At 72.9% G+C, this 13,538-nt stretch carries 10 protein-coding genes; 1 reads left to right on the top strand and 9 read right to left on the bottom strand.

Annotation, left to right across the window (positions count from 1 at the left end; all coding sequences use genetic code 11):
* Window positions 1-173: 173 nt before the first annotated feature.
* Entirely contained in the window at window positions 174-359 is a 186-nt protein-coding gene (locus OG898_RS23970; protein ID WP_250744688.1) for a hypothetical protein, read from the bottom strand.
* A gap of 547 nt (window positions 360-906) precedes the next feature.
* Between OG898_RS23970 and OG898_RS23965 the strand changes: the two genes are divergently transcribed.
* Window positions 907-2,160 (top strand): serine/threonine-protein kinase, encoded by a 1,254-nt coding sequence (locus tag OG898_RS23965; RefSeq protein WP_266959145.1) that lies wholly within the window; start codon window positions 907-909, stop codon window positions 2,158-2,160.
* 14 nt (window positions 2,161-2,174) lie between these two features.
* On the opposite strand, the gene OG898_RS23960 is transcribed toward OG898_RS23965, so the two are convergent.
* The 8 genes from OG898_RS23960 to OG898_RS23925 form a co-directional block, all read right to left on the bottom strand.
* Window positions 2,175-2,987 carry an RNA methyltransferase gene (locus OG898_RS23960; RefSeq protein ID WP_250744686.1) on the bottom strand — a complete coding sequence of 271 codons (813 nt, stop codon included), beginning with the start codon at window positions 2,985-2,987 and terminating at the stop codon, window positions 2,175-2,177.
* Between the two features lie 67 nt (window positions 2,988-3,054).
* Window positions 3,055-4,275: a uroporphyrinogen-III C-methyltransferase gene (gene cobA / locus OG898_RS23955; protein WP_250744685.1), complete on the bottom strand. Its 1,221-nt coding sequence runs from the start codon at window positions 4,273-4,275 to the stop codon at window positions 3,055-3,057.
* 539 nt (window positions 4,276-4,814) lie between these two features.
* A complete protein-coding gene (gene cobT, locus OG898_RS23950) occupies window positions 4,815-8,084 on the bottom strand; it encodes a nicotinate-nucleotide--dimethylbenzimidazole phosphoribosyltransferase (protein ID WP_266959142.1) in 3,270 nt (1,089 codons plus the stop codon).
* 228 nt (window positions 8,085-8,312) lie between these two features.
* Complete coding sequence (cbiE, locus tag OG898_RS23945; protein ID WP_250744683.1) at window positions 8,313-9,530, bottom strand: precorrin-6y C5,15-methyltransferase (decarboxylating) subunit CbiE; 1,218 nt, start codon at window positions 9,528-9,530, stop codon at window positions 8,313-8,315.
* 108 nt (window positions 9,531-9,638) lie between these two features.
* A complete protein-coding gene (locus OG898_RS23940) occupies window positions 9,639-10,400 on the bottom strand; it encodes a GNAT family N-acetyltransferase (protein WP_266959140.1) in 762 nt (253 codons plus the stop codon).
* 242 nt (window positions 10,401-10,642) lie between these two features.
* Window positions 10,643-11,506: a MetQ/NlpA family ABC transporter substrate-binding protein gene (locus tag OG898_RS23935; protein ID WP_250744681.1), complete on the bottom strand. Its 864-nt coding sequence runs from the start codon at window positions 11,504-11,506 to the stop codon at window positions 10,643-10,645.
* Window positions 11,507-11,607: 101 nt separating this feature from the next.
* Entirely contained in the window at window positions 11,608-12,276 is a 669-nt protein-coding gene (locus OG898_RS23930; protein ID WP_266959137.1) for a methionine ABC transporter permease, read from the bottom strand.
* Window positions 12,273-13,346: a methionine ABC transporter ATP-binding protein gene (locus tag OG898_RS23925; protein WP_250744679.1), complete on the bottom strand. Its 1,074-nt coding sequence runs from the start codon at window positions 13,344-13,346 to the stop codon at window positions 12,273-12,275. Before OG898_RS23925 ends, OG898_RS23930 begins: the two co-directional genes overlap by 4 nt.
* Window positions 13,347-13,538 lie beyond the last annotated feature (192 nt).

Genomic DNA, 13,538 nt, shown 5'->3' with positions numbered 1-13,538 from the left:
GGGGGGTGCGAGGGGGTGTGCGCGCGGGCATGAAAAAGGGTGCTGCGCGTCCGGCTCCCCAGCCGTACGCGCAGCACCCTTCACCTGCCGTCCGTCGACCACTCCCCCGTCCCCACGGGGTGCGGTCGGTGACAGTCCCGGCCCAGGCCGCTCTCCTGGGCCCGGGGCGCCGCTCAGCGCCCCAGCATCACGCTTACGGACGACGCCTGTGCCGCCACCTGGTCGAAGCCTCCGAAGACGAAGAGCAGGACGGCGGCCAGGGGGAGCACCATGGCCGCGGCCACCAGTGGGTGGCGACGACCGGACTCATGGCTGTTGAACGCGAATGCCTTGCGTCCCTGCCGTGCGATGTCCGCCATGGTCCTCTCCCTGTCGTTTGGCAGCGGCGGGTTCATGACCTCGGGGGACGAGTGACTCCACCCGCCGCTTGTCTTCAACACTAGGCGCGGGAAAGGCTTCTGGCCTCATGCCTTCGTACCCATTGCCTGGCCTCCAGGAGGATGAGGACCCCACCCCCCGCGTACTCCCCTGGGTGGAGACCCGCCCCCCGGTCTGAGGGTCATCCCGGAGGGGATGACCGGAGCGTAGTGACTTCGCTCACTTCCGTCACTCACCGCACACACCGAGCCCCCGACCAGGCGCTCCCAAGATCAACCGGACGGGCCCGGTCCGACCGGCGGCCGCCGCTCCCCCATCACCCCGCCCCGAACCCCAATTCCCTTGAGTCCGGCCCGGCTTGGCCGAACGGGCCCGCTCCGCACATGCGTCCTACCGGTGGTCCGGCGACTCCCCAAGTGGACCGCCCCGTACTGACAATCGAATCCATCGGCGAGGGCGCGGCCTCTGAGCGCGCATGCCGGATGGTCCGTAAGCTGTGCCACGTCAACAGGACGACCGGTCAGCGGGGTGGACATGGCGATGATGCGGCTCCGGCGCGAGGACCCGCGTGTCGTCGGCTCGTTCAGGCTGCACCGGCGCCTCGGCGCCGGCGGCATGGGCGTCGTCTATCTGGGCTCCGACCGGCGCGGACAGCGCGTCGCGCTCAAGGTGATCCGGCCGGACCTGGCCGAGGACCAGGAGTTCCGTTCGCGCTTCGCGCGCGAGGTCTCCGCCGCCCGGCGGATCCGCGGCGGGTGCACCGCGCGCCTGGTCGCCGCGGACCTGGAGGCGGAGCGCCCCTGGTTCGCCACGCAGTACGTGCCCGGCCCCTCCCTGCACGACAAGGTGGCCGAGGAAGGCCCCCTGACGGCCGCGGCCATCGCCGCCATCGGCGCCGCGCTCTCCGAGGGACTGGTCGCCGTGCACGAGGCCGGGGTGGTCCACCGCGACCTCAAGCCCTCGAACATCCTGCTGTCGCCCAAGGGCCCGCGCATCATCGACTTCGGGATCGCCTGGGCCACCGGGGCCAGCACCCTCACGCACGTGGGAACGGCCGTGGGATCCCCCGGCTTCCTGGCTCCCGAGCAGGTGCGCGGCGCCGCCGTCACCCCCGCCACGGACGTCTTCTCCCTCGGCGCCACCCTCGCCTACGCGGCCACCGCCGACTCGCCCTTCGGACACGGCAGTTCCGAGGTCATGCTGTACCGGGTGGTGCACGAGGAGCCGCACCTCCAGGGTGTTCCGGACGCGCTCGCGCCCCTCGTACGGGCCTGCCTGGCGAAGGATCCCGACGAGCGGCCGACCACGCTCCAGCTGTCGATGCGGCTCAAGGAGATCGCGGCCCGCGAGGCGCACGGGATGGGCGACATCCGCCCGCCGGCGCAGCGTGCGCGCACCGAGCGGCCGACGGGGCGGCTGCCCGAGGGCTACGTCGAGGACATCGACGGTTACGCCGACCAGCGCACGGAGCGCCGCAGCGCCGGCACTCCCGTTCCGGGACGTCCGGGTACGGGAACCGGGGCGGGTCAGGGGAAGGCGCAGACCAAGGGTCAGGGACCGCGCGGCGGGCCGGATTCGCGGCCCTCCTCGGCCCGCAGCACCGGCTCGCGGGGCCCCGGCTCCACCGCCGGGCGTACGGGCGGCCGCCCGGCTCCCCGTACGACGGGCACCGGGCGGCGGCCGTCCCGGCCGGACCCCAAGCTGATGCGCCAGCGCCTGATCGTCTTCGTCGTGGTGACGTTGCTCGTGGCGCTGGGCATCGCGCTGGCCCAGAAGCTCTAGGCCGTGTCCGGACCCTACGGACGACCGCTGGCCACCGCGTAGAAGGCGACGGCCGCGGCCGCGCCCACGTTCAGCGAGTCCACGCCGGCCGCCATGGGGATCCGTACCCACTCGTCGGCGGCGACCAGTGCCTGGGTCGACAGCCCGTCCCCCTCCGCGCCCAGCATCAGCGCGACCCGCTCCAGCGTCTGCGGGGCGGCCTCGTCGATCGGCGAGGCCTTCTGGTGCGGGGTGAGGGCCAGCAGCTTGAAGCCGGCCTCGCGGACCGAGTCCAGGCCCTTGGGCCAGGCGTCCAGCCGGGCGTACGGGACGGAGAACACCGCGCCCATGGAGACCTTGACGGAGCGTCGGTAGAGCGGGTCCGCACAGTCGGGCGAGAGCAGGACCGCGTCCATGCCGAGGGCGGCCGCGCTGCGGAAGATGGCGCCGATGTTGGTGTGGTCGTTCACCGCTTCCATGATGACCACGCGCCGGGTGGTGGCGAGCAGTTCCTCGGCCGTGGGCAGCGGCTTGCGCTGCATGGAGGCGAGGGCGCCGCGGTGCACGTGGTAGCCGGTGACGCGCTCGGCGAGCTCCGGGCTGACGGCGTAGACCGGGGCCGGGAGCTCGTCGATGACGTCGCGCATGACGTCGACCCACTTCGCGGAGAGCAGCATCGAGCGCATCTCGTACCCGGCGTCCTTGGCGCGTCTGATCACCTTCTCGCCTTCGGCGATGAAGAGACCTTCCGCGGGCTCGCGCCTGCGCCGGAGTTCTACGTCGGTCAGGCCCGTGTAGTCGCGCAGGCGCGGGTCGTCGGGGTCCTCGACGGTGATGAGATCAGCCACAGGGTGATACTGCCTTGTCCTGGGTGCGGTGCCAACGGCTCTGCCGGGTTGCGGGATTGCGGGGACGTCACTCGGCTTCGGGCCGGTGCACCTTCACCACGTCGCCGATCACGATGACGGCGGGCGGCCGCACGTCCTGGGCGAGGACGGTCTCGCCGACCGTGGCCAGGGTGGCGTCCACCCGGCGCTGGGAAGCGGTGGTGCCCTCCTGGATGACGGCGACGGCCGTGTCGGCGGGGCGGCCGTGGCGGACCAGCGCCTCGGCGATCAGGCCGATCTTGTCGACGCCCATGAGGACGACCAGGGTGCCGGTGAGCTTGGCCAGCGAGGCCCAGTCCACCAGCGAGCGCGGGTCGTCGGGGCCGACGTGGCCGCTGACCACGGTGAACTCGTGGGCCACGCCCCGGTGGGTGACCGGGATGCCGGCCGCGCCGGGAACCGAGATGGAGCTGGAGATGCCGGGCACCACGGTGCAGGGGATGCCGGCCTCGGCGAGGGCCTGGAGCTCCTCCATGCCGCGGCCGAACACGTACGGGTCCCCGCCCTTGAGCCGGACCACGGCCTTGCCGGCCTTGGCGTGGGTGATGAGGGCGTCGTTGATGGCCTCCTGGGCCATGAAACGGCCGTACGGGATCTTCGCCGCGTCGATGACCTCGACGTGCGGCGGGAGCTCGTCCAGGAGGTCACGGGGGCCGAGCCGGTCCGCGATGACCACGTCGGCCTCGGCGAGGAGGCGGCGGCCGCGGACCGTGATCAGGTCCGGGTCGCCGGGCCCGCCGCCGACCAGGGACACGCCCGGGGTGTGCGGGCGGGCGGCGGTCAGGGAGCCGTCCCGCAGCCCCTCGACGACCGCGTCGCGGACGGCGGCGGAGCGGCGGGGGTCGTTGCCGCTCAGCACGGCGACGGTGACGCCCTCCACCCGGCCGGTGGCCGGGGTCCAGGCGCTCGCGGCCTCGGCGTCGTCCGCGCGGACGCACCAGATCCGCTCGCGCTCCGCCTCGGCGGAGGCGGCGTCGTTGGCGGCACGGTCCCGGGTGGCCACCAGGGCGTACCAGGCGCCGGCCAGGTCGCCGTCCTCGTAGCGGCGGCGCTCCCAGCGGATCTCACCGGTCTCCGCCATGGCGTCCACGGAGGGGGTCGCGGAGGGTGAGATCAGGACGATGTCGGCGCCGGCCGCGATGAGCGCGGGCAGCCGGCGCTGGGCGACCTGGCCACCGCCGATCACGACGACGCGGCGGCCCGTGAGACGGAGTCCGACGGGGTAGGCGGGGTGTGCCGGGTGTCCCATGGCGGTTGCGGCTCCTGATGCGGCGGTGAGGGCGGGCCGCTGCGTCGCTGGAGCGGCTGATCGGGCGGTGACGTGCGGTGGCCCGTCCGGGGTCCACGATACGACCCACCTGCGCGGTGGTCGCTTTGGGGGCGGTTCCCCGGCCTGGCGCTGCCCCGGCTCCGGCCCAGGCCACGGGGCTCCCGCCCCATGATCCCCGGCTCGTACGGGACTCGCTCCCGAGGCGGGATTGAGGCTGACGGGCCGACGGGGCTCATCGGGGGCCCTGCGGGGCTTTCCCCACCCCGCCCCTTCCCGAAACCGGGGCTCCGCCCCGGGCCCCTTCGGGGGCTCCGCCCCCGGACCCCCGCGCCTCAAACGCCGGCGAGGCTGGATTTTGCCGGTGACGGGGACGGGGTGGGGTGTCGTCCGGGACGTAAAACGTGATTTGTTGGCGCGAAAACAAGGCCGTCCGGGGCGCAGCGTGCACAGGGCGCCATAAATCATGAGTCCCGGACGACACCCCACCCCGGCCCCGGCGCCGGCCCCCGCAGCCCCCGCTACTTCTCCGTGACACCCGCCGAGTCGAACGTGGCCACCTCGTGCATCGCCCGCGCAGCGCTCTGCACCAGCGGCAGCGCCAGCAGCGCCCCCGTACCTTCGCCGAGGCGCAGGTCCAGGTCGACGAGCGGGCGCAGCCCGAGCTTGTTCAGGGCGGCCACGTGGCCCGGCTCCGCGCTGCGGTGTCCCGCGATGCACGCGGACAGCGACTCCGGAGCGATCGCACGGGCCACCAGCGCGGCCGCACCGGCGCTGACGCCGTCCAGGATCACCGGGGTCCGCAGGGAGGCTCCACCGAGGAGGAGGCCCACGATCGCCGCGTGCTCCAGGCCGCCGATGGCCGCCAGGACGCCGATCGGGTCCGCCGGGTCCGGCTGGTGGAGTTCCAGGGCGCGGCGCACGACCTCGACCTTGCGGGCGTGCGTCTCGTCGTTGATGCCGGTGCCCCGCCCGGTGACCTCGCCCGGGTCCACCCCGGTGAAGACCGAGATCAGCGCCGCCGACACCGTGGTGTTGGCGATGCCCATCTCGCCCGTCAGGAGGGCCTTGTTCCCCGCCGCGACCAGGTCGCGGGCCGTCTCGATGCCGACCTCGATGGCGGCGACGGCTTCCTCGCGGGTCATCGCCGGGCCGACCGACAGGTCGGCCGTCCCCGGGCGGACCTTGCGCGGCAGCAGGCCCGGCGTGGCCGGGAGGTCGCCGGCGACGCCGACGTCGATCACGCAGACCTCGGCTCCCACCTGGTTGGCGAACGCGTTGCACACCGCACCGCCGCCGAGGAAGTTGGCCACCATCTGCATGGTGACCTCCTGGGGCCACGGGGTGACCCCCTGGGCGTGCACGCCGTGGTCACCCGCGAAGATCGCGACCGCGGCGGGCTCCGGGATCGGCGGCGGGCAGACCCGCGAGAGGCCGGACAGCTGGGCCGAGATGATTTCGAGCATGCCCAGGGCCCCGGCGGGCTTGGTCATGCGCTTCTGCCGCTCCCACGCCTCGCCGAGCGCCTTCGCGTCGAGCGGGCGGATGCTGGCGACCGTCTCGGAGAGCAGGTCGTGCGGCTCCTCGCCGGGCAGCGCGCGGCGCCCGTACGTCTCCTCGTGCACGACCCAGGAGAGCGGACGCCGCTGCGACCAGCCGGCCTGCGCGAGCTCGGGCTCGTCGGGGAACTCGTCGACGTACCCGATGCACAGGTACGCGACGACCTCCAGGTGCTCCGGCAGGCCGAGCTCGCGGACCATCTCGCGCTCGTCGAAGAAGCTGACCCAGCCGACGCCCAGGCCCTCGGCGCGCGCGGCGAGCCAGAGGTTCTCCACGGCGAGGGCCGAGGAGTACGGGGCCATCTGCGGCTGGGTGTGCCGGCCCAGGGTGTGCCGACCGCCACGGGTGGGGTCGGCGGTGACCACGATGTTCACCGGGGTGTCGAGGATGGCCTCGATCTTGATTTCCTTGAACTGCTTGGCGCGGCCCTTGGGCAGCGACTTCGCGTAGGCCTCGCGCTGACGCTCCGCGAGCTCGTGCATGGTCCGGCGGGTCTCGGCGGACTTGATGACGACGAAGTCCCACGGCTGGGAGTGGCCGACGCTGGGGGCGGTGTGGGCCGCCTCCAGGACGCGCAGCAGCACCTCGTGCGGGATGGGGTCGCGGCGGAAGCCCTTGCGGATGTCACGGCGCTCGCGCATGACGCGCAGGACGGCCTCGCGCTCGGCGTCGGCGTATCCGGGGGCCGCCTCGGTGGCCGGGGCCTCGGGCTCGGCTTCCGGCTCGGGCTGCGGTTCGGTTCCGGCCTCGGGAGCCTCCGGGGCCTCCGGGGCCTCGGCTTCCAGCGGTACGTCGGCCGGCGCGGCGGCGGCCGGCGCGGCGGCGGCCGGCGCGGCGGCGGCCGGCTCGGGCTCGGAGGCCACGACGACGGGCTCGGGCAGGGGCTCCGGCTCCTCGGCCTGAACCACCGTTTCTGCGGGCTGCGGCTCGGACTCCGGCTCCACGACCGGCTCGGGCGCGGGCGCGACGGCTGCCGGGGCCTCGGGAACCGCGACGGGCTCGGGCTCCGGTACGACGGCGGCCTCGGGCTCGACGGCGACGACGGGCTCGGCAACGGCCTCCGGCGCGGGCTCCACGAGCACCGGTTCGGCGACGGGCACGACGACGGGCGCCGGCACCGGCTCCGCCACGGGCACGGCCCCGGACTCCTGTACGAGGCCCGCCTCGGGCTCCGCGAAGGCGACGGCGACGGGCTCCGCACCGCTCTCGGCGACGGGCTCGCCGACGGGCCGGGCCTCCTGCTGGGCCACGGGCTCGACGGCGGACGCCGACGCGGGCTCCGCCGCGGCTTCCGGAGCCGGCTCCGCGGTCCACGGCGTCCCGGCCTGCACCGGGATCTCGACCGGCTGCTGCGCCGGGCCCGGCACGTGCTCGGCCCCGGCCTGCGTGAAGTCGAAGTACTCGGGCCCCGTGGTGGGCGGCCCGGACTGGCGCATCGGGATGGCCATCGCCGGGGTGCTCACGGCTGGGGCCACGGGCTCGGAGTCGGCGGGGGAAGAGGGCACGGAGGCGACCGGGACGGCAACGGGCGCAGCCGGCGCCGGGGCGTGCCCGGGGGCCTGCGCGGGCGCCGCGGCCGGGCCCCGGTCCGCGAGGGACCGTACGACTCCGCCGGTGGCCTCGGGCACGGGCGGACCCATGTGCAGCGGCCGCCGCACGGGGGCCGCGGCGACGGGCGCCACCGGGGGCTGGGGCTGGGACACGGCCTGCGGGGCCACGAGGCCGCCGAGGTCGAGCGCGCCGGAATCCCGGCCGCCGGCCTCGTGCGCACCGGCGCCGTAGGAGGCGTCGGCGAAGGACGGCTGCTCCGCGAACGGCTGCCCGTCGAAGGGCTGCTGCGGGTACCCGGCGGTCTCGTAGCCGAGCGGCGCCTCGGGGGCCGGGAGCCGGCCCGGGTGGGGCTGCTGGTACTCAGGGGCGCCCGTGAAGTCGGCGTAGGGGCCGTCCGCGTACGGGGCGTCCGCGTACGCGGAGGGCTCGGGGAACTCGGGGAAGGCGGGCACCGGCGGGACGACCTGGGGGTCGCTCCACGCGCCCTGGCTGCTCGGCATCAGCAGCAGTTCCTCGTCCTCCGGCTCGGCCGGGTTGTCCACGAGGTCCTGGAAGGCGTAGTTCCCGGTCGCCGGGGAAGACGCGGGAACCGGGGGAACCGGGGCGGGGACGCCCTGCTGATCCACCATGCCCGTGCTGTCCGGGAGACCCTCGCCCGGAACCTGGCCGGTGTCAGTCATGCGTACCCCTCGCCCATCGGTGTTGCCTCTTCGACTGCCCGGTCGCCCACGAGGCCTCACGTACGCCCGCACGACAACCAGTAAGTATTGTCCTGCCCGTTCGCCACCGTGTCGGCCATAACCGCCACGGTCCTCTGTGGACTGCGCCACGTCGCGCGTCCAGCCGGAGCCGCGTGCCCGAATCGTCCGGGCGGTGTGACGATCGGCCAGCCTACCCCGGGCTCGCGGCTAGGTACGGTCCGGGCGGTGAACGGGGCGTTCGGCGGCCAGCAGGAACACCACGGAGCGCTGTTGTTCGGTCCACGTCCGGGTGTCCAGGCCGACGGACTGGAGCAGCGCGCACTCGACGGTGTACCCGCCCTCGGTCAGGACCCGGCCGATGGCCTCCGCCTCGTCGCGCGTGGAGGCGTGGCTGACGATCCGTTCGGGGCGGCGGTCGGCGACGGCCGCGACGACCTCGGCTCCGCCGCCGCCGACGCGGACGACGTCGGGTTCGGGCAGGGTCTCCAGGACGTGCGGGGCGCGGCCGTTGACGACCTGGAGCTGTACGCCCCGGGCCCGGGCGGCGGCGGTCGTGCGTGCGCAGGCCTGCCGGTCGGCGTCGACTGCGATGACGGCGGCGCCGAGGGCGGCGGCGTCCACGGCGAGGGCTCCGGAGCCCGAGCCGATGTCCCAGACGAGATCTCCGGTGCGCGGGCCGAGCCGGGCGAGCTGGGCCGCGCGCAGCTGCGTGGACTCCCCTTCTCCCACGTCGATCTGCGGGTGGGCCCAGCCCCGTCCGCCGGTCGGTGCCGTGCCGCGGCCGAGCAGCCAGGTCGGTTCGGCGGCCGTCGCGGCCGGTCCCGTACCGCCGATGACGATGACCACGTTGGGGTCGCGCCAGCTGTGGTCGGCGGCCTTGTCGGAGGTGAGGACCGTGACCTGTTCCTTGTCGGTGCCGAGTTCCTCGCAGATGACGAAGGTGCGGTGGACGCCTTCGAGCAGCAGGGCGAGTTCGGCGGGGCCGGCGCCGGGCGAGGTGATGACGGCGACCTTGGAGTGGGCGCGGCAGACGTTGACGGCCCGGCGCAGGGTGCGGCTGTGGGCGACGACGACCTGGGCGTCGTCCCAGGGCATTCCGGCGCGGGCGAAGGCGGCGGCGACGGCGGAGACGGCCGGGACGACCTCCACCTCCAGGCCGTGTTCCGGGGCGCGCAGGGCCCGTACGACGCCGAAGAAGCCGGGGTCCCCGTCGGCGAGGACGACGGCGGTGCCGCGGTGGCCGGCGATCCGGCGGGCGGCGAGGGGAAGGCTGCCCAGGCGCACGCGTTCGGCGGTGGGCGGGACTTCGGGGAGTGCGAGGTGGTGGGCGGCGCCGGCCACCAGGGTGGCGGCGGAGAGCGCCGACCGGGCTGCCGCGGTCAGGGGGGAGCCGTCCCAGCCGATCACCGTGACCCGGTCGGCCATCGTCGTCAGTCTCCTGGTGTGGGAGGGGGCCCTTCCCGGCGGTGGCCGGGGCAGGGCGAAGCTTCGTCGAGGGAGGGTCGGGCTTCGTGAGACTACCCGGTCATCCGGTCAGTTCCGGTCCGAGAAGAGGGCGTAGTCGTTCGCGTCGTTCGCGTTGGCGCTCTGGATCCGGTGGCCGTCGCGTGCGTCGGCGCGGGGGTCCGCGTAGCCCACGGAGTAGCCGTCCGAGTAGCCGTCCCCGTAGGTGTCGGAGTAGCCGTCGGAGTAGTCGCGATAGCCGTCGGCGTCCTCGTCGAGGTCCTCGGGGACCAGGCCCCAGACGATGAGGTCGCTGCGGGTGTCGGACCAGGATCCGTCGGGGTTCTGGGTGCGCACTATGCAGGCGTTGCGCAGGACGCCTTCACTGATGCAACCGGTCTTCTGGGCCACTTGCTGTGAGGCCGTGTTGTCGGCGGCGGTGCGCAGTTCGAGGCGCTCGAAGCGCTGGTCGGTGAAGAGCCAGCGGGCCACGGCGCGGACGGACTCGCTGGCGTAGCCCTCGCCGCGGGCCCAGGGTGCGGTGACGTAGCCGACCTCGGTGGTGCGGGTGCGCCAGTCGGTGTCCTGGAGGTGCACGATGCCGACGAGCCGCTGGGTGAGGAACTCGGTGACGGCGAAGACGATGCCGCGGCCCTCGGTGCGCTCCGTGTGAGCGGTCCTCGTGGCCCAGGTGACCGCGTCGGCGTAGGTGTAGGGGTGCGGGACGGAGGTCCAGGCGGTGACGTGTTCGTCGTTCATCATCTCGGCGAGCGCGGTGACGTCTTCTTCCTCGAAGGGGCGCAGCACCAGCCGGTCCGTGCTGATGGTGACGTCCGGGAAGGTGGTAGTCATGCGCAGCTCCAAGCCTGAGACCGTGGTGCGACCGTGATGCGAGGCGACCGTGGCGCGGGACGGTATACGCGGGGCATACGGTCCGCAGCCGCGGGTCATAGGCCACAGCATGCAGCATCGGCCTGGTGATGTGCAGGGCCGGGCTGCCCGGAAGCGGGCAGCAGCAGGCCCCGTACACCGGTGGGGTGCACGGGGCCGGACGGGCCGGCCCGATCGGGCCGGCCCGGTGCCGCCGGCCTGATCTAGGCGGCCGGCTTGCCGAAGGCCGGGATGACCGAGCCCTGGTACTTGTCGTCGATGAACTTCTTGACCTCGTCGGAGTTCAGGAGCTTGGCGAGCTTCTGGATCCGCGGGTCGTCCTGGTTGCCGTTCTTGACGGCCAGGATGTTGGCGTACGGGTTGCCCTCGGCCTTCTCCAGGACGAGCGCGTCCTTGGCCGGGACGAGCTTGGCCTCGATGGCGTAGTTGCCGTTGATGACGGCGGCGTCCACGTCGTTCAGGGCGCGCGGGACCGTGGCGGCCTCCAGCTCCTTGAACTCCAGGCCCTTCTTGTCGGTGATGTCGGACAGCTTGGCGGCGGTGCCGACACCCTCCTTGAGGGTGATGAGCTTGTTCGCGGCGAGCAGCTGGAGCGCACGGCCCTCGTTGGTGGGGTCGTTCGGGACGGCGATGGTCTGGCCGGCCTTGATGTCCGTGATCGCCTTGAACTTCTTGGAGTACAGGCCCAGGGGCTCCAGGTGCACGTTCACGACGGGCACGATGTCGGTGCCGTTCTTCTTGTTGAAGTCGTCGAGGTACGGCACGTGCTGGAAGTAGTTGGCGTCGACCTGGCCCTGCTGGGTGGCGGTGTTCGGCAGGACGTAGTCCGTGAACTCCTTCACCTCCAGCTTGAGGCCCGCCTTGGCCGCGAGGTTGTCCTGGACGAACTTCAGGATGTCGGCGTGCGGGGAGGGGGAGGCCGCGATGACCAGGGGCTTGCTCTCATCGGTCTTGCCGCCGTCGGCCTTGGTGGAGGACGGGTCCGAGGAGCTGCCGCAGGCGGTGAGGCCGAGGGCGAGCGCCGAGACGGTGGCGGCGAGGGCGGTGAGCTTGATGTTCTTGCGCACGAAGAGTGCCTTTCTTGCGTCTTGCTTATTGGATGACGGCCCAAGCACGACAAGTGCGGGCTTTCTTGGGGAAAGTTGGTTTATGTCCGGCTCAGGCCGGTTCAGGCTGTCCGACCGCGCCGGGCGAGGAGGCGTACCACGCCGTCGCCGATGAGCTGGATCACCGTGACGAGCACGATCAGCACCACGACGGTCGCGACCATGAAGCCGGTCTCGAAGCGCTGGAAGCCGTACGTGATGGCCTTGGAGCCGAGGCCTTCGCCGCCGACCGCGCCGGCCATGGCCGAGTAGCCGATCAGCGTGATCACGGTGGTGGTGACGGCCGCGATCAGCGAGGGCAGCGCCTGCGGGAGGAGCACCTTGCCGACGAGGGTCGGGATGCCGCCGCCCATGGACTCGACGGCTTCGATCAGGCCGTGGTCCACCTCGCGGACGGCGGTCTCGACGAGCCGGGCGAAGAAGGGGATGGCGCCGATGGCGAGCGGGACGATCATGGCCGTGGGGCCGATGAACGTGCCGACGATCGCCGTGGTGACCGGGATCAGGAAGATCAGCAGGATGATGAACGGCAGCGAGCGGCCCATGTTCACGATCACGCCGAGGATCTTGTTGACCGCGCGGTTCTGCAGCAGGCCGCCCTTGTCGGTCAGGACGAGCAGGATGCCGATGGGCAGTCCGCCCAGGACGGTCACCAGGGCGGACCACAACACCATGTAGAGGGTGTCGAAGGTGCCCTGCGTGAGCAGCGGCTGCATTTCGGACCAGGTCACTTCGCACCATCCTTGACCAGCTCGGCCAGTTCGCCGTCGACGTCGCCGACCACGGCTGCGTCCCCGTCCGCTTCCACGACGTCCACCTGCAGGCCCTGCTCGCGCAGGAAGCCGACGGGTACGACGTTGTCCTCGTAGCGGCCGGGCAGCTCGATGCGCATGCGGCCGATCTGCCGGCCGGCGACGGTGTCCATCGCGGCGCCGAGGATCGATATGTCGATGTTGTAGGTGCGCGCCAGCTGGGAGATGACCGGCTGGGTCGCGGTCTCGCCGTGGAAGGTGACGTCGATGACCGTGTGCTCCGCGGTGGTCGCGGATCCGGTCAGCGGGAAGAGTTCGTGGGCGAGCTCGGAGCCGGGGGTGGCCAGCAGCTCGGTGACGGTACCGGCTTCGATGATCCGGCCCCCCTTCATCAGCGCGGCCGAGTCGCAGACGGACTTCACCACGTCCATCTCGTGCGTGATGAGCAGGACGGTCAGGCCCAGCCGGCGGTTGAGGTCGCGCAGCAGCTGGAGGATCTGGCGGGTGGTCTCGGGGTCCAGGGCGCTGGTGGCCTCGTCGGAGAGCAGCACCTTGGGGTCGCCCGCCAGGGCGCGGGCGATGCCGACGCGCTGCTTCTGTCCGCCGGAGAGCTGACCGGGGTAGGACTTGGCCTTGTCGGCGAGGCCGACGAGGTCGAGCAGTTCGGCGGCCTTGCGGGAGCGCTCGCGGCCGGAGATCCCGAGGATCTCCAGGGGCAGCTCGATGTTGCCCTGGACGGTGCGCGAGGACAGCAGGTTGAAGTGCTGGAAGACCATGCCGATGCGGCTGCGGGCCTCGCGGAGCTCCTTGCCGGCGCGGCGGCCCCGGCCGGCGAGGGCGGTGAGGTCGACCCCGTCCACGGACACGGTGCCGGCGGTGGGGCGCTCGAGCAGGTTCACGCAGCGGATCAGGGAGGACTTTCCGGCGCCGCTCTGGCCGATGACTCCGTAGACCTCGCCCTCGCGGACGTGCAGGTCGACGCCGTCCAGGGCGGTGACCTCGCGGCCACGGGACTGGTAGACCTTCGTGAGGCCCGATGTGGTGATCACAGGATTTCCGTCGCTGTCGAGTGCGCGGCGCAGCGGGTGCCGGGCACGGGGCAAACATCTGGGGACGCGATACGGGGCGAACCATCTGAAATCGACGGCTTCGGCGCATGCGCGGGGCAGGAGCGTTCCGGGTTCACACGGGGGTGCCGGGAGCTGCTCGGCCGGTCTCGCTTCGGGGCGTGAGACCTGGGG

Source organism: Streptomyces sp. NBC_00193 (assembly GCF_026342735.1).
Classification (GTDB): domain Bacteria; phylum Actinomycetota; class Actinomycetes; order Streptomycetales; family Streptomycetaceae; genus Streptomyces; species Streptomyces stoeckheimensis.
Note: the sequence above shows the minus strand (reverse complement) of the source record. Positions and strands in the feature narration are given on the sequence as shown.